This is a genomic window from Haemophilus sp. HMSC071C11 (assembly GCF_001837655.1).
GTDB classification, from domain to species: Bacteria; Pseudomonadota; Gammaproteobacteria; order Enterobacterales; family Pasteurellaceae; genus Haemophilus; species Haemophilus influenzae.
Window position 1 is genome coordinate 56,267 of record NZ_KV833441.1, and the last position, 20,269, is coordinate 76,535.

Consider the following 20,269-nt stretch of genomic DNA (forward strand, 5'->3'; position numbering starts at 1 on the left):
TTTATCTTCCAAATTTACCGCCTTTTACTAATTTAAATCTTCCAATAATTTTCCCAATCCGCTCTGGCGTTTGACGGTCTGACGAATCGCTGTTTTCCATATTTTTTCATCGGCAAATACAGTGAGTTCTTTTTTCGCACGAGTGACGCCCGTGAAAACTAATTCTCGCGACAGTACTGGATTTACTTCTGTTGGAAGCACCATGACAGTGTGTTCAAATTCGGAACCTTGAGATTTATGAATCGTCATCATAAAAGCGGGTTCGTGCGCTGGAATTCGGTTTGTCAGCACTTCTCGATTGCCAAACCATACTTTGCCATTTGCCAAGCATAGTCCAATATCGCCGTTATAAAGGCGAACGTTATGATCATTTTCAGTAATCATAATTGGCTTGCCGATATACCAATCTTGTTCATTACGGAACCAAAGCAATTTTTGCTCTCGCAACGCTAACGCAATTTCTTTATTGAGATTTTCGACACCTAAATTGTTATTACGAAGTGCGGTTAAAAATCTCACAGAATTAAATTGCGCTTGAATGGCTTCGGCATAGGAAATGCCTTGTTCATTTTTAGCGTTAGGATCAATTTTTTGTTTACGTAAATCGTCCAACATTTTTAAGAAAGTGCGGTAATTTTCCACCGCACTTTTCACCACTTGATTGACCGCATCGCTTTCATCATTTAGGGCATTAAAGTGCAATTCTTGCGGATAATGGTCAAATAACTCAAGGCTATCGTCTGCTTTGCCTTTTTGAATGAATTCAGCCAATTTTCCAATGCCTGAATCTTTATCAAAACGGCAACTTTCTGTTAGATGGCATAAGCAATCACGTATTGGATTTGAACAATCGGAACCTTCTACTTTGTAGCCTGTTGTTGCTAGTAAGTATGCGACTTGTTCATGACTATAAGGTTGAGTAACAAATTGAGCTAATTCCCCCAATACAGCCCCCGCCTCAACAGAGGCTAATTGTGCCTGATCGCCTAATAAAATTAATCGGGTTTCGGGCTTTAACGCATTGATAAGTTTTACCATCATCGGCAAATCAATCATTGATGTTTCATCGACAACTAACACATCTAATTGCAAAGGGTTATGGCTGTTATAGCGCGTGTAATCATTAAAGGCGTTCACGCCCAGTAAACTATGCAAGGTGCTGGCTTTTTGTGGAATCGCATTGAAAAGTGAATGGGATACATTCATTTTTTCTTGCATAAAACCTAACGCATTTTTAATCGACTCTTCCAAACGGGAGGCGGCTTTGCCAGTCGGTGCAACCAATTTGATGTGTAATTTACAATCAAATAATTCTTGTAGAACGAGCAATAAACGCGTAACTGTCGTGGTTTTTCCTGTTCCTGGGCCACCCGTAATAATCGAAAATGGACTTTTAATCGCTGTCGCCACTGCCACTTTTTGCCAATCTGTTTTTTCCTGTTTTTCAGGGAAATATTTCTCTAATTTTTGATGAATTTCATCATAAGAAAAGGCTAAAGTGCGGTGTTTTTTTAAAGTGTTTTTTATATATTGCGCGATACGATATTCATCTTGCCAAGTACGATAGAAATACAACGCGCCAAATTGAAATACCATTGGTGCAATTTGATTGACGGGATCTTGCGTAAATGCCATATGCCCGCACAACGCATTTTGCCAATCTTCCACAGCTAAATAACCAATCTTTTCACGAATTTCAGCTAAATAGTCTTCTTCTGTAGTGCGATAAGCCAAGCCAAATAAATTATGTTCTAAATAGCGATCTAATTGGCTGCAAGTATTTCCCTGCGTATAACGCCAACTACAAAGTGCGGCTAATAATATAGCTAAATTTTTGATTGGTTCCGCATAATCCGTATGACATTGTTTATCAGCTATCAACTTAGCAAAATAATAATCACCTTGAGAAAGAATGCGCTGCTCTTTAAGTTTGTGTAATACAGATAACATTAAAACACCCCGTCTAATTCTGTGATTAATTCAACGCTTGGACGATCGTAAAATACGCCAGATTGTGGTTCACCGTTCATTCCACGTAAGAAAAGATAAAATACCCCGCCGAAATCTCGTGCATAATCGTAATGAGGCACAACGCTTTGTAAATAACGATGTAATGCCAGCGTATAAATTAAATATTGCCAATCATAGTGACTGTGTAACATTTCTTTTTTCAATGCCTCTTGATTGTAGTCAGCAAGGGTTGAACCTAAGAAATTAGATTTATAATCAATAAGATAATATTTTCCATTATGGCGGAAAACTAAGTCAATTGAACCTCTCACCATTCCTTGAATTTGCTCAAATTGAAGTGGCTCGCTTGGTAAATGATGATGGGCTTTCAATGTGCGATTAAACTCTTCAACATCAAAATGTTCCCAAATAGCCAGATAAAATGGCATTTCTTTAATGCAATCTTTATTTGCCAAATCAGCTAATGCTATTCCTATTTCATGAGAAAGTGGCGTATGTGAAATCTGTTGTAGCCAATTTTGTAGCGGCTCTGTAAAAGTTTCATCTAACTGTAAGGATTGTCTTAATTTGTCAATTTCTTCTATATTTGCTAAATCAGAAAAATAGCAATTTTCAAAATGGCGATGCAATGCAGTCCCGACTTGTTTACCTCGTGGTAAATCTAAAATATTTGATTCATTTTCGTTTAAAAGTGCGGTGGATATTTCAATAGCATTTTGACTATCGTAATCTTTTGCGTCATCAAAAACAGCGTGTTTTTTCTCCGCACTTTCAGCGAAATAATTTTGTCGGCGATGACCTTGTTCAATTGAAGTAAAACTGGTTATTCGCCAATCTTGCTCAATATTGCCCGTAAATTCTGCGGCTTTAAGCTCATCATTTTTTGTATTGATAGATAAAGCCGGAAAAGCCTCTAGATTTGGCTTAGTACAGATTTCCACATTATCTCGCATTTTTTCTTTAAAGGCTTGCAACAACGTCTCGGTATCTTTAGAATTCGACAAATTTATTTCCTTGCCTATTTCACCTTGGCTTAATACATAATGTAAGGCATTCCATTTTTTATCAAATTGTGCAGGCAACGCGAATGCCATTTGATATTTGGCACGTGTTAAAGCCACATAAAGTAAACGTAATTCTTCAGCAAAAGTTTCTTCACAAAGAGCGTTTAAATTGCGATTTTCTATATCCCATAAGGTTTCATCTCGTTCTTTAGAATAATAAATATTGATGTCTTTTTTACTTGGATCTTTGCTCGGCACAGCTAAAAATGGTAGCCAAACTAAATCATATTCTAAGCCTTTAGATTTATGGATTGTCACTATTTTTACCAACTGGCGTTCACTTTCTAAACGAATTTGAGCCTCTTGACGACCTTCGCCTTGAATTTGTTTTTCAAACCAACTGAGCAATGCCGATTCACTTTCGTGTAGCGTGGCAGCTTGTTGTAAAATTTCTGCCAAATGTAGGAAATCCGTTAAATCTCGCTCGCCCGTGGCTTGGCTTAATAAGCGTTCTGAAATGCCTTGCTCCAATAAAATTTGATGTAACATTGCCAATATTCCTTGGCGTTGCCAAGTTTGTTGGTATTGAGCAAAACTATCTGCCCAACGTTGCCAATCTGCTTCATTTTGCTGAATTTGATGAATATCCGCTGCATTTAAGCCAAAAAGTGCGGTCGCAATCGCGTTCAAAATTGGACGTTCTGCCACATTCAAACAGGCTTTAAGCACCCAAGCTAATTCTTTCGCAACATTGCTATCAAATACGCTATTTTGATCAGAAAGATAAACTGACGCGATCCCTAATTTTTGCAATTCATTTTTTACTAAAGCCGCTTCATTTTTATCACGCACTAATACGGCAATATTTGCCGCTTGCAATGTTTTACGAGTATCTTCATTTTGAAAAACTGCCTGATTTTCAGCCGCACTTTTTAGCCAATGTTGAATAGAAATAGCACATATTTTTGCCATTTCAGTTTTATTCACTTTGTCACTTTCAGTTAGATAAAAACGATAAGCTGGTTCGGCTTTGCCATTTAAATAAAATCGCAGATGATCATCACGAGAATCAACAGCAGTAAATTTAATATTTTGATAAATAAATGGCGATTGAGGAAAATCGAATAAAGCATTTACACCATCAACCAAATGCTTCTCTGAACGATAATTTTTAGTGAGTTCAAAGCGAGATTGGGCTTCGTCTGAGGCTTTTAGATAAGTAAAAATATCTGCGCCACGGAAACGATAAATCGCCTGCTTCGGATCACCAATCATAATAAAACCAGTATTTTTTTCGGGATTATCACGATAAATTTTTGAAAAAATAGCGTATTGTTGTGAATCCGTATCCTGAAATTCATCAATCATCGCAAAAGGATATTGGAAACGAATCATTTCCGCTAATTCATCCCCTTGCGCATCTTGCAGGGCTTCACAAAGCAAACGCAATAAATCATCAAAGGATTTTTCTTGATGATTTAGTTTATAGTCTAAAAGTTTTTGTTGTAAGCCTTGTCGATAATGATAAAGAGTGAGTTTGCTTAGTAAATCTGGTGTCATTAAGGCATTAACGCGCTTTTCAAGCTCTGCAAAAATCGGGGAATAAAAAGGCGTTGCGGTTTTTTTATCTTTATTTTTATCCGTTGATTCTTCGCAATTTTTCTCAATAGATGATTGTAGGAAATAGTCTTTCAATGTGGTATTAATTTGATAATCTCTAGGATTATTTGACCATTGATTGATTTTATTAATCCAATCCCCTAAACGCTTTACTTGGTACTTTTTACGATTTAACGATTTCAACTGATCTTTTGGATAATCTTTCTCCAGTTCATTGGTAATAATCGCTAAAATTTCATCCGCACTTTCTAACCAAAATGCCTTTAATTCATTCAACGCCTTTTGATAACCACCAAGATATTGCGGTAAAAAGATTTGTATTGGTACAGATAACGCCTGTTTATTTTCAATCTCCACCTGCAAATCTTTACCTAAATCCGCTTTCAACAAAGACAACACCTTTGCTGGTGATACTAATTCTGTCGCGATAAAATTCGCAGATTCAAAATCCAACGGATAAAAATGCTCTCGCCAAAATTCATTAGCAAAACGAACTAATAAATCAGATTGATCTTTTATTAATTCTAAATTGAAATGAATGCCAGAATGGAAAGCATATTGCATCAACATACGGCGACAAAAACCGTGAATGGTATAAATCGCCGCCAGATCCATATTTTGTTCAGCTAACTTTAAGCGATGAATTGCCTCAAAAATATCTAAATTATCACAAAGTGCGGTAAGAAATTCATCATTTTTAAATGCGGATTTATCTTGGGTTTTAGCAAAGGCAGTGAGTTTATTAATCGCATCTGTTATACGCTCACGAATTTTTTTCTTGAGTTCTTCTGTTGCCATTTCCGTAAAGGTTACCACCAGAATTTCTTCCACATTTAATGGACGTGAAAAATTATTTTCTCCCGCCTTTAATAAAAGTCGGAGATATAAAGAACCAATAGTGTAGGTTTTTCCCGTACCAGCAGATGCTTCGATTAAGCTAATTTGATTTAAAGGTAGCGTGATGGGATTCAGTGGGATTGTTTCGGCCATAGATTTTAACAGATGAGAACTAATGGCATCATTTTACAAAATTTGAAGTCACAAATGCAAAAAAAGGACGCTTTTCAGCGTCCTAATTCTTCTTTATCTAAACTTTAAAAAATTAAAGTGCAGATTTTGCTTTTTCAACTAATGCAGCAAACGCTACTTTGTCGAATACAGCGATATCAGCAAGAATCTTACGGTCGATTTCAACAGATGCTTTTTTCAAGCCGTTGATGAATTTGCTGTAAGATAAACCGTTTTGACGCGCTGCAGCGTTGATACGTGCAATCCATAATTGACGGAATTGACGTTTACGTTGACGACGGTCACGATATGCGTATTGACCAGCTTTGATCACCGCTTGGAAAGCAACGCGATACACGCGTGAACGTGCACCATAATAACCTTTAGCAGCCTTAAGAACTTTCTTATGGCGTGCTCTTGCAATAACACCACGTTTTACACGAGCCATTATTTAATCTCCTATGTAATATTTTTCTAAAATGAACTAATCGTACGTTTTGCTTAAATAACGGCTTATGCGTATGGTAAGCAAGCTACTACTAAAACTTGGTCTGCTTTCGCAACCATTGATTTATGACGTAAATGACGTTTACGTTTAGTTGTTTTTTTAGTCAAAATATGACGTAAGTGAGATTGTTTACGCTTGAAACCACCAGAAGCAGTTTTTTTGAAGCGCTTCGCTGCGCCGCGTACTGTTTTGATTTTAGGCATTGTTAAAATAACTCCGCATTTTTCGTTTAAAACAACATAATCAGGCGAACTTATAAAGTTACTTGGAAGCACTGATCATTTCCATCATAAGGCAAATTAAATTGCCTTTTCAAAAGCAGTTAGGCTGCGTAGTGTGCCTAACATGCAGTTGTCTTTTCATTTAAGTCAAACTTAAACAAAAAGATTTGCTGAAGAATCTCAGCAAAATTCTTATTTTTTCTTCGGTGCTAACACCATTACAGCCTGACGGCCTTCTAATTTACCTGGTGCAGATTCAACCACTGAAATTTCAGCTAAATCATTTTTTACGCGCTCTAATACATCTAAACCGATGTCTTGATGAGCCATTTCACGACCGCGGAAACGCACGGTAATTTTCGCTTTGTCACCGTCTTCTAAGAAACGGATTAAGCTGCGTAATTTAACTTGATAGTCACCTTCGTCTGTGCCAGGGCGGAATTTAATTTCCTTAACTTGCACAACTTTTTGTTTTTTCTTTTGTTCTTTAGCGGTTTTACTTTTTTCGTAAAGGAATTTACCGTAGTTCATAATGCGACAAACCGGCGGCTCTGCATTTGGGCTAATTTCAACAAGATCAAGCTCTGCTTGTTCTGCCATTTCTAGGGCTTGTTGAATAGAAACAATCCCTGCCTGTTCACCATTTTGGTCAATTAAACGAACTTCTTTTACACGAATCTCTTCATTGATACGGTTTGGGCGATTTACTGCCGGTGCTTTTTTTACGGTTTTAATAATCGTATTCCTTCTATTGGTTAATAGTAAAAATCTTTTCGCTAAAAATAAAAGATTTCAAATTTGTTGCCCGCGAGAAACGAGCAAAATCCCACGAATTCTATAGTATTCACACCACTTATGCAACAAAATTTAGCCTTTAAGCGAAATTTCCACGCTTAAACTTTCGCCAAATTCAAGTAAGTGATGAATGCGTGCAGTTTCTAAGCACAACATCGTTTGATAGCCAGTTTCACTCATTCCACTCGTCTTTTTGTGCCAAGGATTCCAAAGGACAAATTGACTTGCATTATGATGATGCAGTGCAATTGTACGATTGAAACTTTTATCTAGGATTTGATTCTGCATGTTTTCTGCGGAATAAACGCAATCAACATTTTCAGAAATGTGACGCGGTGACGGAACATTTTCTTGTTGTTGGTTTAAGCTATTAAAACAAGTTTCAGGTAAACCTTGTACTTCCACTTGATTAATATCCCCAATATTAAAATAGGTATGTAATGCTGCTTGGGCTGATTCTTCGCCATAATGGGTAAAAGTTAAATGACATTTGTCTGTAAATACCATAGCAATTTTCGCTTCGATAATATTTAAATCAGAAAACAACTCAAATTCTAACCGCACTTTATGGGCTGAAATATCATAATGGCTTAACTGCCATAAACGAATACGAGCTGTGCCGTGCGCAGGTTGTTTTACGCCACCAAACCAAGGATAGCAAATCGGTACACCACCACGAATAGCATTGCCATTTTTGAATGGCTCTACTTCACTTAGCCATAATACATCTTGCTTCGCATTTTGCGGTTTCCAACTGATAAGCTGTGCCCCTTGCAGGGAAATTTTTGCTGTTCCAACAGCGTGTTTTAGATAAAGAATGGGAATATCATTATGTTGAACAAGATGAAGTTCTGGTGTCAGTGTTTTTAGTAATGTTGTTTTCATGTTTATTCCTATTTTAAAAGATAAATAAGGTGCAGAGATAACAAAGGGCGTATCAGATACGCCCTTAATCTACGACTTTGATTAAATTTCGTCAATAATTCGATAAACCCAATTTTCCAGTGGGTCATTCAGACGTTTCATCTCTGCACGAATTTCTTCCAACATCTCTTTTTTGATTCTGTTATATTGAGGATCATAAAACAAATTGTGCATTTCTTCTGGATCGTTACGGATATTGTAAAGTTCGCAAACATCAGTCGCATTAAATACGAGTTTGTAATCTTTACGACGCCACATACGCTGTTCAAAATACACAAAATGCCCCGCAAGCTGACCAAGTACACCTTTTCGTTGGTTATCTTGGTGTTGGCGCATAATCGGAAGAATGCTCTGCCCTTCAAAACTTTCTGGCACTTTTTGATTGGCTAAATCAAAGACTGTTGAAGTTAAGTCGTGAAGATAAACAAGGTTATCATCTTCTTGATTTACACGATCAGAGTTTGGATCTTTGATAATCATCGGAATGTTGTATGGCTGTTTAGAACCCTATCCGCCTTGTCGTTGCAGAAAACGCTGGTTTCACTTCACATTCCCCTTGTAGTGCCATCAGCCAATCTTGCACCTTGTGAAAAGGGGAAAATTGGTGACGACGAGCCACTGCAGCAAAATCCCCTGGTGTCAGCAGATTAAGCGATTCAATCTGACTTAAATCCTCTTCCGATAACAACGGCAATCCTAAAATTTCTGCTTGTTGTTTAGCAAAATCTAAGCGTTGTTTGAGCGTTAAATAATCAAACTTCAATTTTAAATCAAAACGGCGTAAAGCTGCGTGATCAAGAACCTCAATTAAATTTGTTGATACCACCATCAGGCCCTCAAAGCGTTCAATTTGTGTTAGCATTTCATTCACTTGCGAACGCTCCCAGCTTCGATTTGCGCCTTCTCTAGAAAATAAGAACGTATCTACTTCATCTAGCACCAATATTGCATTATCGGCTTTCGCTTGTTCAAAGGCTTGAGCAATATTTTGTTCTGTCCCGCCCACATAAGGATTAAGTAAATCTGAGCCTTGTCTTAGCAATAGCGGCATGTCCAACTGTTCCGCAAGCCACGCTGCCCAAGCAGTTTTTCCTGTTCCCGGCGGGCCATAGCAACAAATTCGCCCTTTTTTCGACCGTTTTAACCCTTCACTAATACGATGAATATTGTCGTTACAAGCCACATAATCCAAGTTGTAGTCGGCTTTGCCTAAAACAAGCGGTTCAATTTTCGGTTTATTTTGCGATTTTAACGTTTGATTAAACATCATGAGCAAAGTCTCAGCAAAATTTGATGTATTGAGTTCCTTTGCCACCCGAATTGTGCGGCTTAAAATCGCCGGCGTTAATGACCGCACTTTAGCAAAATGCTGCACATAGGCCGGACTTAATTTTCCCTCAGTCAGTTGCGTAATCAGTGCTGACTTATTTTTCAACGGCAAATCTGGCATTTCTAAAATAAAATCAAAGCGGCGTAAAAAAGCAGGATCTATGCCCGAAACAGAGTTAGATAACCAAATCATCGGCACGTTATTGTTTTCCAATAACTGATTTGTCCACGCTTTATTTTTTTGTGCAACAGAACGCTCCATAAACGAGCCGTTAAACACATCTTCAATTTCATCAAAAATTAAAAGCGCCTGCTTGCCGTTCAATAGCGTTTGAGCAAGACGACTGTAGTTCAGGCGTTGCTCTGCCTCCACAACATCTCCGTCAGAATCCATGTAAGTAATGTTATACGCCGAAATCCCCAACGCCTGTGCAAGCAACCCGGCGAATTCTGTTTTACCAGTGCCAGGCACGCCATAAATTAAAAGATTCACGCCTTTTCGATGATGTTTTAGTGCTTGTTGCAAATAAGTCAACATCATCTCTTTCATGCCGGCAATATGGTCAAAATCATCCAGTTGCAGACTTGGCACTTGAGCGACTTCCGTACAAGATTTTAATAGGACGTTTTCGTTTAATGGTTGTGTCACAAATTCATCAAAATCTAAGGTTTCGCCCCAATCTAAATAATCATGCACACTATCGGGGCGATAATCGCGATCAATCAGGCCATAAGCATCGAGTTTACTGCCTTTCTTTAAGGCAGATAGAATCTGATTTTTCGGCTGTTTAAGTAAATCCGCCATGATCGCAGCCGTTCTTTGTAAATCCGATTTCGGCAAGTAGCCAAACAAATCTCGCATAGCTCCTTCACTACGTAAATGCATGGCAAAGCGGAGAAGTTCCTGTTCAACGGGATTCAGTTGCAAAAATTCTGCCAACGTTGCCAAATTTTCATACGCCTGTTTCCATAACTCAGGTAAAAGTGCGGTGGATTTTTGGAGTTTTTTATACCGCTCTTTTAAAAGCCGACGAGCAACCGTGCGTAAATTTTTATCATTCTCTAATTCTTCAGGCAGCCCAAATGCACTGGCAATTTCATCACTTCGCCAGCTAGTCTCCCGAAACACTTCGGAAAAACCTTTATGCTCAAATAAAACTTTAAGCATCATATTTTCAGTATAAGAAGACACTGTCGGTGGGTTTAATTTATATTCAGACATAAAAAAATACTCCTTACTGGGTTGGTAAGGAGTATTTTAGTGAGTAGTGCGACAAAAGGTGTCGTTAAGGATAGTTTTAAGAACGTTTGTTAATCAACCATTCAACTAAACCAGCACTAATTACAAGCTCTGCCATTTTTCGGCCATTTACAAGCTTAATTCCTTTAGCTTGATATTGTTTTTCATCTATGTTTTCTAAACCAGAATGATATACGTAATACATTTCTGAATAACCATAGTTTTTATATTCACTTTCAAAGTTCGAAACATATTCGTCTAATTGTTTAATATCCGTATCTGACTTAATTTGCACAAATACTCTCTTCTGCGTTGAAGACGAATACAAATCAAGATCTATTCCTTTCTCCGTTTTACCTAAAACAGAGTATCGTTGCCATCCTAATTTAGAAAAAACAAGATCCGTTAAAAGTTCAAAGTCACTCCACCATAAACCTTTAATTAATTTTTCAACTGATTTAATTAATGTTTCATACGCCTCTTTCGCTTCTGTAATTTCCTCAATAACTTCACCATTTATACGACGTATTAAATAGTCCTCCATCTCAACACCACAAATCGTCCCTCTATAGGCTTGGACCTTTGTTACTCTACCATCAAGATTATCGACTAAAAGCTCTTTACCGTTAGCATCAACGCAAGACCAATTCCCATTGTTACTAATAACTTTTCTTGTTCTAGAACCATCGCTTTCCTCAACAACCTCTTTACTGCAAAAAGCCCAATATAATTTACGTCCAAAGAAGGTGATCCAAAGTGTATCTTCCCCAAGTTGATAAAAATCTTGAATTTGTCTCAAGTGATTTGAAACAGTTCCTGTATGGTCACTCCAATAAGTTTTACAATATTCAATACAACTATCCCATTGATTATTCAAACATTCTTTGTGAATCTCTGATGTAGATTCATAGCCAAGACGAATCGTATTTTTTGTACTTGCTGTACTATTTTTATCAATACAATCTTTTTCCCAACATCCTTTTATGCCTAATTTAATAAAACGAATATTAGTAGGTTCAATTTTTTCAAACATAGTTTTTCCTTATTTCTAGTTAAAATTCACCGAATTATAGATAATTGAGCAAAAAAAAAACAATTTAAACATATTTTTTACTCAATAATAGAATGACAACAAACTACCGACAAATCATCCGAAAACGATTGCTTCTCAATCATCTTGCGGCAAACCGTAAGGCGATATTTATCATCGGGATATTTCTGCCAAATTTTTTCGCGCATTTCATCTGAAAGCCCGTCGGTCAAGCCGTCAGAACAAAGTAATAAACTTTCCCCTTGCTGAATTTCAATTTCTTGATAAAAAATTTTATCTTGAAATTCGGAATAATCGGCGACTAAACAAGAAGAAACGCCGCCATAAATCGTGGCAAAATCTTCTTCTTTTTTATCGGGGAAATCAGTCAATAATTCAGAAAGAATAGAATGATCTTGGGTGATTTGTTGCCATTTTCCTTGGGCATCAATTAAATAAGCACGACTATCGCCTACGCTGAGAATTTTCGCTTTACGGGTTATTTGATCAATTTCGGCAGCCACAAATGTGGTCGCCGAACCAAAATAATCCTCAGCTAATTCTGCTGATAAACTGGATTGTAAATCGTAGATCGTTTGACGGTTTATACTTTCCATTTGGCTTAATAATTGCATAGCCAATTTGCTCGCTTTTTCAGGTCGGTTGCTATTAGAAATACCATCTGCCACGCCCACAATAAAGTGCGGTCGGTTTTCAAGGCGTTTTTCAGCCGTTTTGAGTTTATATTGAAACACCGCCTCGCCATTAAAAAGGGCATCTTGGTTGCGTCGCTTGTTGCTGCCAATTTGTTGGCAAAAGGTAATTTCGCAAAAATTTTCCATTATTCAACCGCTTGTTGAGAAGGATTTAGAAGGCGATCAATCGCTTTTAGTGCATCTAACGCTTTCATTTCTAGACTTAAAAAGTGCATTTTCGGCACGCCTGCATCTTGTGGGTTAATACGGATACCCCCCCCTTTTTTGCTTTCGCCGTACGTTCAGAAAATCGACGCACAGTTGGAATGGCTTTTCCTGCTCCCAGTTCGATAACGACGAGATTTTGCACTTCTTTTAACCACGATTCTAACCGCACTTTTTTAAAATCCTGATATTGACTTGCATAACTCCAATCATTAAACATTAGTACATTTTGACGAGCAAAGCCCCCACAATAAGGACAATGTGGTTTTTCACTGGTTAAACATAAGTTTTCATTATCCACGACAGGTTGAAAACTTGATGCAGACCAACTTAATCCTCGACAATTATTGACACATTGAAGACGCTCCAAAGTACCATGTACTTCATAAACATGGCTATCATTAAAACCAGCCTTTTGAAAATGCCCATCAACATTACTGGTAAAAACAAAATATCCATGAGGTTTATCTCCCGCCCAGCATTTTAAAATCTGATACCCTTCGTGAGGAAGAGTATTTCGGTATTGAACTAATCGATGCCCATAAAACCAATAGGCTAGTTCCTGATTATGCTTATAAGCTAGTGGCGTTGCGATCTCTTCAAAAGATATATTATGTTCTTTAAACATAGGATAAGCATTCCAAAATCCGCCAACGCTGCGGAAATCGGGAAGCCCAGAATCCACGCTCATACCCGCACCAGCTGTAATTAAAATGCCATCCGCTTTGCGGATAAGTTCCACTGCATAATTCAAATCATTTTTCATAATACTTTTCTCTGCCCATTTTTCATTGATGAAATAATACCCGCTTGTTCCAACTGTTCTAAAATTTGCCCAGCTCGATTAAAACCCAACATAAATCTGCGTTGAATCATTGAGCAAGATGCAAATTTTTGTTGTTGCACATATTTTTTTACATCCTCAAAAAGTGGATCTCTTGCCATAATTACTTTCATTGCCATTATTTGCTCCTTTTTCTTAATTAAAGGCTTTATAAATATGTAAGAAGTAAAGAATTTCTCTTTATGGAGAAATTATATGAAAGGAAGCGACAACTTGTGTCGTTTGTGAATATTGAAAGCGGTTATTTTTAGAAGATTTTTTGCAAATAAGATGCTCTGTATTGCAATATGCATATTTATCTGGTTATATATACATGTTAGTTATTAAGGAAAATAATATGAATAACCAAAACCCGATTGAAATTTACCAAACTCAAGATGGCACAACGCAAGTGGAAGTGAGATTTGAAAATGACACCGTTTGGCTTTCCCAAGCGCAGATGGCTATGTTATTTGGTAAAGATATTCGCACCATCAATGAGCACATTACCAATATATTTGATGACGAAGAACTTGAGAAAGAATCAACTATCCGGAAATTCCGGATAGTTCGCCAAGAAGGTAAACGCCAAGTCAATCGTGAAATTGAGCATTATGATTTAGATATGATTATCTCTGTTGGCTATAGAGTAAAATCTAAACAAGGCATTAGTTTCCGCCGTTGGGCAACTGCACGTTTAAAAGAATATCTGACTCAAGGCTATACCATTAACCAAAAACGTTTACAGCAAAATGCTCACGAATTAGAACAAGCACTTGCGCTTATTCAAAAAACGGCAAATTCATCGGAATTAACGCTAGAAAGCGGTCGCGGATTAGTGGATATTGTCAGCCGTTATACGCATACGTTTTTATGGCTACAACAATATGATGAAGGTTTACTTGCCGAACCACAAACACAGCAAGGCGGTACATTACCGACTTATGCTGAGGCTTTTTCTGCACTAGCAGAGTTAAAATCACAGCTGATGACAAAAGGTGAAGCAAGTGATCTCTTTGGACGTGAACGAGATAACGGCTTATCTGCGATTCTAGGTAATTTAGATCAAAGTGTATTTGGTGAACCTGCTTATCCAAGCATTGAAGCAAAAGCGGCGCATTTACTTTATTTTGTCGTCAAGAATCATCCTTTTTCAGATGGTAATAAACGTAGCGGCGCATTTTTATTTGTAGATTTCTTACATAGAAATGGGCGTTTGTTTGATCATAATGGATACCCAGTTATCAATGATACTGGGCTTGCCGCGCTCACTTTATTAGTTGCTGAATCTGATCCGAAACAAAAAGAAACGCTTATTAGGCTTATTATGCATATGCTTAAGCAAGAGAAAAAATGATAAATAGCGACCGAAGTCGCTATTTGTTTAAAAAGTGCGGTCATTTTTCTATGAGTTTTTGGTGTTCTCTAATAACTCTGCCACCACTTTTGGCACACCCTCGCCTGCTTTTTCTTTGATTGCAATAACTTGCTTACGAACAAATCCTGTATTTGGGTTAGGATCAATCAGATAAATTGGCGCTTTTCTTGGGGCTTCATTGACTAAGCCATTGGCTGGATACACTTGTAAAGAAGTGCCAATCACTAACACAACATCTGCTTGTTCCACAATATCAACCGCTCGTTCTAGCATCGGCACCATTTCACCAAAAAAGACGATGTAAGGGCGCATTGGGTGTCCATTTGGATCTTTATCTTCTAATTTCTGATCACCAAAACAATCCACAATATAACTTTCATCAAAGCTACTGCGAGCTTTATTTAATTCACCGTGTAAATGCAACACCTTCGAGCTGCCGGCACGTTCATGTAAATCATCCACATTTTGCGTGATGATTCTCACATCATAGGCTTTTTCTAGTTCAACTAAGGCGAGATGCGCAGCGTTTGGCTTAGCTGCTGCCGCATTTTTACGGCGTTGGTTATAGAAATCAAGCACTTTCGCACGGTTCTTTTGCAAGGCTTCGGGCGTACAAACTTCTTCTACTTTATGCCCTGCCCACAAACCATCTTCCGATCTAAAAGTTGGAATTCCACTTTCGGCACTAATGCCAGCTCCCGTTAATACCACGCAAATTGGTTTATTTTTCTCTGTCATTTTTCAGGCTCCTTTTATTAGCAAACTGTTCTGTACCAAAATGAACATGCTCGCCTTGAAATTTGCCAGCACCATTTTTAGTGCGATCATCAATTAAATAATCACCTTGGTTGAGATTTTTATGATGGGATAAAATCAATCGTTTATATAAGGCTGAACCTTTTTCTTCACCGAAATAATGTTGAATCCATTTTACTTTATCACTCCAAGCAGAAGGATTATGCCAAGGCGCAGTAGAAAGCACATAAATATGATATTTTTTCATCAATTTATGCACCGCAGAAATCGCATTCGGCATAGGTTCCATTAAGCTAAAAATGCCCTCGACTTCATCATATCGACCTTCATATTCTCGCTTGGTTTTATCATCTAGTTTTGCAATACCTGATGGAAAATCTACCATCACATTATCCATATCAATATAAACAATTTTCTTCATTTTAATGCCCTCTCTGTTGATGGCTTAATGATAAAAGATGAAGCGACAATTTATGTCGTTAGGCATTTTCGTCTAAATAAGTGCGGTCAATTTCTTGGTAATCTTCACCAAAATGGGCTATCCACCATTCCAGCATAGCGCTCTTAATCACGGTAGCGGAAATTTCATATTCAGTGCCACAATCTTTTACTGTTTGATCCATTGATAATGGTGTTTCTGTTAAAAATCCACCAATATCTTTATTAATGCGGAAAGTTAATCGAATTTTTCGACCATAGGTAAAACCAAACTTTTGGCTTTCTACATAAGATTTCAAATTAAAATCAGGGCGTTCAAATATCATTGTACTCACTGTTACCTTAAGCAAGCGATGCAAAGCAAGGTGTAAAATATCGCCATTCTCATATTGTGCGACTAAATAGCTACTTGGTCCTTGTTGAACCAAAGCCAATGGCTTGACCTGTGCCTTATGTTCTTTACCGTGAATACTCCGATAATGCACCTGTAAAAATCGATTTTGATAAAGTGCGGTACTAATTTGAGAAAAAATTTCTGGATTGATTTTGGCAGGTAATAACGGCTGACTAGTTGGTGCAATAGCAACTTTATTAAGCCATTCTGCCCCTGATTTTTTATGGCTGTCATAAACCAAATTATATTCGGCCTGTTGAAAGAACGCCTCCATTGAGTTCATAATGCTAGAAGGCAAAATGCCATTGAGATATTGTTTAGCAAGCATAAGCACAAGTGATTGCTGTTCATTTAAAATCGGTAAATCCAAGCCTTTAGCATTTGATTTCCATCGATATCCATAAGGTTTATCACGCATATCTCGCTCAATTTCAAACTGTTGAGACAAACTTTCTAGCAGGCGTTGGATTGAACGAATATCACGTTGAACACCAATATCAGCAAGTTTTTGTAAGATTTCTTCTGCGGTAATAAAACGAGTTTTTGGAATAAGGCGTAAAATTTCAAGTTGAATTTGAAGTGCGGTTAAGTTTGAGGGCATTTTTATCTCCCTAATTTGAAAAAAATCATTATAAAAAATGCTGGAAAATTCCAGCATTATACTTTTTAAATCCGTCTGACTTGCCAGAAGGCTTTCGACCAATAAGGGTTATTCATTGAAGAATAGACGACTCCCCCTCTGGTGGAAGCATGAAGGAATTTATCTTCTTTTACATAAATCCCCACATGATAACCATTAGGACCTCGGCCAGTTTTAAAGAAAATTAAATCGCCAGTTTGAATATGTTCTTTGCGTACATGTTTACCATAATTAGCTTGTTCAACAGTGCTTCTAGGCAAACGAAGATTAAAACGATCGAAGAAAGTTTTCTGCACAAAACCAGAACAATCTACCCCACGACGAGAAACGCCGCCGAGCACATAAGGTGTACCAGCCCATTCATGTTGTTGTTCGCTCAACATGGCTATGGCCATAATAGGATCGCCGATTTGACCTTTATAGTTCATCGCATAATCATCGTTTTGAAAACTGGAACAAGCGAATAAAAACAGCGAGGCAGTAGCGATTAAAAATGATTTATATACTTTCATACCTTTTCATATAAAAAGTGCGGTAGAAATTCACCGCACTTTTTGTTGCTTACTATTTAGTTTTTTCTACACGGGCACGTAACTTTTGCCCAGGTTTAAATGTCACTACTCGGCGAGCAGAAACTGGCACAACATCACCTGTTTTTGGGTTACGCCCTGGGCGAGATGACTTATCGCGTAATTCAAAATTACCAAATCCTGATAATTTCACATCTTGACCAGATTCTAGCGATAAGCGGATCTCTTCCAAAAAGTTCTCCACCACATTTTTCGTATCTTGTTTAGATAAGTGATATTTATCGCTTAAATATTCAATAATATCAAGTTTAGTTATCGTAGCCATATTAATCCCTTAATTCAGCATTAAAGCGTTGTTTTACCTCCGCTAATACTGCTGAAATCACTGCATTAATTTCTTCATCTTCAAGTGTTTTTTCATTATCTTGGACAGTCAAGCTAATCGCTAAACTCTTATAGCCTTCAGCGACGCCCACACCTTGATATACATCGAACAAGTTCACTTGCACCAATTTTTCGCCACCTGCTTGTTTACATGCTGCGATTAATTCCCCTGCTGGTACGCTATCCGCGACGACTAAAGCTAAATCACGACGGTTTGCTGGGAATTTAGAAATTTCTTTTGCTTGCACCACATTACGTGCCGCAATTGCATTCCAAAGAATTTCAAATACAAACGTTTTGCCATTTAAGCCAAGTTTTTGACTAATAGATGGATGAATTGCACCAATAAAACCAATTTCTTGACCATCTAATTCAATAGCAGCAGATTGGCCAGGGTGTAATGCATCAAATTGTTTTGCAACAAAACGAACTCTATTACCACCTTCTGTTAAAGAAAGTACTGATTCTAAATCGCCTTTAAGATCAAAGAAATCTACAGACTCTGCTTTACCTGCCCAATGTTCAGATTTTGCCGTTCCAGTAATCACCGCACTTAAAACAAATTCTTGACGCACGCCAAATTCAGCATTGGCATCTGGCACAAAACGTAATCCTGTTTCAAATAAACGAACACGGGATTGTTGGCGATTTTGGTTATAAAGCACTGCACCTAATAAACCGCTGATTAAAGACACGCGCATTGCGGACATTTCCACAGAAATTGGGTTTGGCAATACAAGTGCTTCTTTATGTGGATGTAATAAACTTTGAATTTTTGGATCCACAAAGCTATAAGTAATAGCTTCTTGATAATCTGCATCCACAAGTGCGGTCTTAATTCGAGCTAAATCTAAATCAGATTCTTTGTGCTCACGCATGCGGAGATGCGCTAATGGCGCATTGTTTGGAATGCTGTTATAACCATAAATACGCGCCACTTCTTCAATTAAATCTTCTTCGATTTCAATATCAAAACGCCAGCTTGCAGAAGTTACCGTCCAAATATCATTTGCATAAGTAACATCGAAACCAAGACGGTGGAAAATTTCCGTTACGCTTCCTGTTTCAATATGATGACCTAAAAGTGCATCTAATTTACTACGGCGAAGTTGAACTGTATTGACTTTAGGAAGATGAGTTTCACTGCTTGCTTCACAAATCTCACCCGCTTCACCACCACAGATTTCAAGTAATAATGTGGTTGCTCGTTCCATTGCTTTACGGGCTAATTCAAAATCCACACCACGTTCAAAACGGTGCGATGCATCAGTATGTAAACCATATTGTCTTGCACGGCCTGCAATCGCTAATGGAGCGAAAAATGCGGATTCTAAAATCACATCTTTCGTTTCACTATTCACGCCACTGGTTGCACCACCAAAGATCCCTGCCATTGCTAAAGGCCCATTTTGGTCAGCAATTAATAACGTATTTGATTGAAGTTTTGCGGTTGAGCCATCTAATAATACTAATTCTTCCCCCTCTTTCGCGAAACGAACTTGAACAGGTTGTGTAACTTTAGCTGCATCAAACGCGTGCATTGGCTGACCGAACTCAAGCAAAATATAGTTAGTAATATCGACAATAGGATCGATAGAACGAATACCACAGCGACGCAATTTTTCTTGCATCCACATTGGCGATGGTGCTTTTACATTGACGTTCTTTATCACACGTAATAAATAACGCGGGCAAGCTTCTGGTGCTTGTAAATCAATTTGAACTTTATCAGAAATTGTTGCTGGCACTGCTTCAAAGTGCGGTTGATTTACGAGTTGTTTATTTACCACACCAATTTCACGCGCAATACCTGCGATGCTCAAACAATCTGCACGGTTTGGCGTTAAGCTAATTTCGATGGCATTATCATCTAAAGCTAAATATTCACGTAAATCAGTACCAATTGGTGCATCAAGTGGCAATTCAATAATACCATCCGCTTCAACATCAATACCTAATTCAGAAAATGAACAAAGCATCCCTTCTGATGGCTGACCACGTAATTTCGTTTTCTTAATTTTGAAATCGCCAGGTAATACCGCACCTTCTGTTGCACAAGCCACTTTTAAGCCTTGACGACAATTTGCTGCGCCACACACGATATCCAATAAACGATCACCGCCTACGTTCACTTTAGTTACACGTAATTTATCTGCATCTGGATGTTGTGCACATTCCACTACTTCACCAACAACGACACCATTAAATGTACCCGCAACGCTTTCCACGCCATCTACTTCTAAGCCAAGCATGGTAATTTGCTCGCATAATTGCTCGGTGGACACCGCAGGGTTCACCCATTCTCTTACCCACTGTTCACTAAATTTCATTTGTTGTTATCCTTTTAATTCAAATC

At 37.9% G+C, this 20,269-nt stretch carries 17 protein-coding genes and 2 pseudogenes; 1 reads left to right on the forward strand and 18 read right to left on the reverse strand.

What is annotated here, in order from left to right; all coding sequences use genetic code 11:
- Positions 1–27: 27 nt before the first annotated feature.
- From recD to HMPREF2644_RS07125, 12 genes and pseudogenes are all read right to left on the reverse strand, one after another.
- Positions 28–1,950, reverse strand: a complete 1,923-nt coding sequence (recD, locus tag HMPREF2644_RS07070; protein ID WP_070828348.1) for an exodeoxyribonuclease V subunit alpha — start codon at positions 1,948–1,950, stop codon at positions 28–30.
- Entirely contained in the window at positions 1,950–5,585 is a 3,636-nt protein-coding gene (recB, locus tag HMPREF2644_RS07075; RefSeq protein WP_038441267.1) for an exodeoxyribonuclease V subunit beta, read from the reverse strand. Before recB ends, recD begins: the two co-directional genes overlap by 1 nt.
- A gap of 112 nt (positions 5,586–5,697) precedes the next feature.
- On the reverse strand, positions 5,698–6,051 hold the full coding sequence (gene rplT / locus HMPREF2644_RS07080; RefSeq protein ID WP_005596075.1) for a 50S ribosomal protein L20: 354 nt from the start codon (positions 6,049–6,051) through the stop codon (positions 5,698–5,700).
- A 65-nt stretch (positions 6,052–6,116) separates the two neighbouring features.
- Positions 6,117–6,314 carry a 50S ribosomal protein L35 gene (gene rpmI, locus HMPREF2644_RS07085; protein WP_005596065.1) on the reverse strand — a complete coding sequence of 66 codons (198 nt, stop codon included), beginning with the start codon at positions 6,312–6,314 and terminating at the stop codon, positions 6,117–6,119.
- A gap of 210 nt (positions 6,315–6,524) precedes the next feature.
- Complete coding sequence (gene infC / locus HMPREF2644_RS07090) at positions 6,525–7,067, reverse strand: translation initiation factor IF-3 (protein ID WP_010869182.1); 543 nt, start codon at positions 7,065–7,067, stop codon at positions 6,525–6,527.
- Between the two features lie 132 nt (positions 7,068–7,199).
- Positions 7,200–8,012: a D-hexose-6-phosphate mutarotase gene (locus HMPREF2644_RS07095; protein ID WP_011272579.1), complete on the reverse strand. Its 813-nt coding sequence runs from the start codon at positions 8,010–8,012 to the stop codon at positions 7,200–7,202.
- 81 nt (positions 8,013–8,093) lie between these two features.
- Positions 8,094–8,543, reverse strand: a pseudogene (locus HMPREF2644_RS07100) (sulfatase/phosphatase domain-containing protein); the annotation flags it as partial.
- Positions 8,544–8,550: 7 nt separating this feature from the next.
- The gene (locus HMPREF2644_RS07105; RefSeq protein WP_044329987.1) at positions 8,551–10,602 is read right to left on the reverse strand and encodes an AAA family ATPase; all 2,052 of its coding nucleotides are present in this window, start codon (positions 10,600–10,602) and stop codon (positions 8,551–8,553) included.
- A gap of 76 nt (positions 10,603–10,678) precedes the next feature.
- On the reverse strand, positions 10,679–11,653 hold the full coding sequence (locus tag HMPREF2644_RS07110; protein WP_011272575.1) for a restriction endonuclease: 975 nt from the start codon (positions 11,651–11,653) through the stop codon (positions 10,679–10,681).
- 77 nt (positions 11,654–11,730) lie between these two features.
- Positions 11,731–12,492, reverse strand: coding sequence for a PP2C family protein-serine/threonine phosphatase (locus HMPREF2644_RS07115; protein WP_011961976.1), 762 nt, complete (start codon positions 12,490–12,492; stop codon positions 11,731–11,733).
- Positions 12,492–13,336 (reverse strand): annotated as a pseudogene (locus HMPREF2644_RS07120) (NAD-dependent deacetylase). Before HMPREF2644_RS07120 ends, HMPREF2644_RS07115 begins: the two are co-directional and overlap by 1 nt.
- Positions 13,333–13,533 carry a DNA translocase FtsK gene (locus HMPREF2644_RS07125; protein ID WP_005657409.1) on the reverse strand — a complete coding sequence of 67 codons (201 nt, stop codon included), beginning with the start codon at positions 13,531–13,533 and terminating at the stop codon, positions 13,333–13,335. Before HMPREF2644_RS07125 ends, HMPREF2644_RS07120 begins: the two are co-directional and overlap by 4 nt.
- 218 nt (positions 13,534–13,751) lie before the next feature.
- Here HMPREF2644_RS07125 and rhuM point away from each other — a divergent pair, with 218 nt between their 5' ends.
- A complete protein-coding gene (gene rhuM / locus HMPREF2644_RS07130) occupies positions 13,752–14,750 on the forward strand; it encodes a virulence RhuM family protein/type II toxin-antitoxin system death-on-curing family toxin (RefSeq protein WP_038441270.1) in 999 nt (332 codons plus the stop codon).
- Positions 14,751–14,798: 48 nt separating this feature from the next.
- On the opposite strand, the gene HMPREF2644_RS07135 is transcribed toward rhuM, so the two are convergent.
- The 6 genes from HMPREF2644_RS07135 to pheT all read right to left on the reverse strand — a co-directional run bounded on the left by HMPREF2644_RS07135 (position 14,799) and on the right by pheT (position 20,243).
- The gene (locus tag HMPREF2644_RS07135) at positions 14,799–15,509 is read right to left on the reverse strand and encodes an SIR2 family NAD-dependent protein deacylase (protein WP_011272571.1); all 711 of its coding nucleotides are present in this window, start codon (positions 15,507–15,509) and stop codon (positions 14,799–14,801) included.
- A complete protein-coding gene (locus tag HMPREF2644_RS07140; RefSeq protein ID WP_005650363.1) occupies positions 15,493–15,948 on the reverse strand; it encodes a 5' nucleotidase, NT5C type in 456 nt (151 codons plus the stop codon). Before HMPREF2644_RS07140 ends, HMPREF2644_RS07135 begins: the two co-directional genes overlap by 17 nt.
- Positions 15,949–16,006: 58 nt before the next feature.
- A complete protein-coding gene (locus HMPREF2644_RS07145; protein WP_005650362.1) occupies positions 16,007–16,960 on the reverse strand; it encodes a helix-turn-helix transcriptional regulator in 954 nt (317 codons plus the stop codon).
- Positions 16,961–17,025: 65 nt separating this feature from the next.
- The gene (locus HMPREF2644_RS07150) at positions 17,026–17,511 is read right to left on the reverse strand and encodes an NlpC/P60 family protein (RefSeq protein ID WP_011272569.1); all 486 of its coding nucleotides are present in this window, start codon (positions 17,509–17,511) and stop codon (positions 17,026–17,028) included.
- 52 nt (positions 17,512–17,563) lie between these two features.
- Positions 17,564–17,854, reverse strand: a complete 291-nt coding sequence (locus tag HMPREF2644_RS07155) for an integration host factor subunit alpha (protein WP_005652847.1) — start codon at positions 17,852–17,854, stop codon at positions 17,564–17,566.
- A 1-nt stretch (position 17,855) separates the two neighbouring features.
- Complete coding sequence (gene pheT, locus HMPREF2644_RS07160) at positions 17,856–20,243, reverse strand: phenylalanine--tRNA ligase subunit beta (RefSeq protein WP_011272568.1); 2,388 nt, start codon at positions 20,241–20,243, stop codon at positions 17,856–17,858.
- Between the last annotated feature and the right edge of the window lie 26 nt (positions 20,244–20,269).

Excerpts from the sequence above, each read along its gene's own strand:
- recD (WP_070828348.1), bottom strand. The coding sequence starts at position 1,950 with ATGTTATCTGTATTACACAAACTTAAAGAGCAGCGCATTCTTTCTCAA.
- recB (WP_038441267.1), bottom strand. The coding sequence starts at position 5,585 with ATGGCCGAAACAATCCCACTGAATCCCATCACGCTACCTTTAAATCAA.
- rplT (WP_005596075.1), bottom strand. The coding sequence starts at position 6,051 with ATGGCTCGTGTAAAACGTGGTGTTATTGCAAGAGCACGCCATAAGAAA.
- rpmI (WP_005596065.1), bottom strand. The coding sequence starts at position 6,314 with ATGCCTAAAATCAAAACAGTACGCGGCGCAGCGAAGCGCTTCAAAAAA.
- HMPREF2644_RS07095 (WP_011272579.1), bottom strand. The coding sequence starts at position 8,012 with ATGAAAACAACATTACTAAAAACACTGACACCAGAACTTCATCTTGTT.
- HMPREF2644_RS07105 (WP_044329987.1), bottom strand. The coding sequence starts at position 10,602 with ATGTCTGAATATAAATTAAACCCACCGACAGTGTCTTCTTATACTGAA.
- HMPREF2644_RS07110 (WP_011272575.1), bottom strand. The coding sequence starts at position 11,653 with ATGTTTGAAAAAATTGAACCTACTAATATTCGTTTTATTAAATTAGGC.
- HMPREF2644_RS07115 (WP_011961976.1), bottom strand. The coding sequence starts at position 12,492 with ATGGAAAATTTTTGCGAAATTACCTTTTGCCAACAAATTGGCAGCAAC.
- HMPREF2644_RS07125 (WP_005657409.1), bottom strand. The coding sequence starts at position 13,533 with ATGGCAATGAAAGTAATTATGGCAAGAGATCCACTTTTTGAGGATGTA.
- rhuM (WP_038441270.1), top strand. The coding sequence starts at position 13,752 with ATGAATAACCAAAACCCGATTGAAATTTACCAAACTCAAGATGGCACA.
- HMPREF2644_RS07135 (WP_011272571.1), bottom strand. The coding sequence starts at position 15,509 with ATGACAGAGAAAAATAAACCAATTTGCGTGGTATTAACGGGAGCTGGC.
- HMPREF2644_RS07140 (WP_005650363.1), bottom strand. The coding sequence starts at position 15,948 with ATGAAGAAAATTGTTTATATTGATATGGATAATGTGATGGTAGATTTT.
- HMPREF2644_RS07145 (WP_005650362.1), bottom strand. The coding sequence starts at position 16,960 with ATGCCCTCAAACTTAACCGCACTTCAAATTCAACTTGAAATTTTACGC.
- HMPREF2644_RS07150 (WP_011272569.1), bottom strand. The coding sequence starts at position 17,511 with ATGAAAGTATATAAATCATTTTTAATCGCTACTGCCTCGCTGTTTTTA.
- HMPREF2644_RS07155 (WP_005652847.1), bottom strand. The coding sequence starts at position 17,854 with ATGGCTACGATAACTAAACTTGATATTATTGAATATTTAAGCGATAAA.
- pheT (WP_011272568.1), bottom strand. The coding sequence starts at position 20,243 with ATGAAATTTAGTGAACAGTGGGTAAGAGAATGGGTGAACCCTGCGGTG.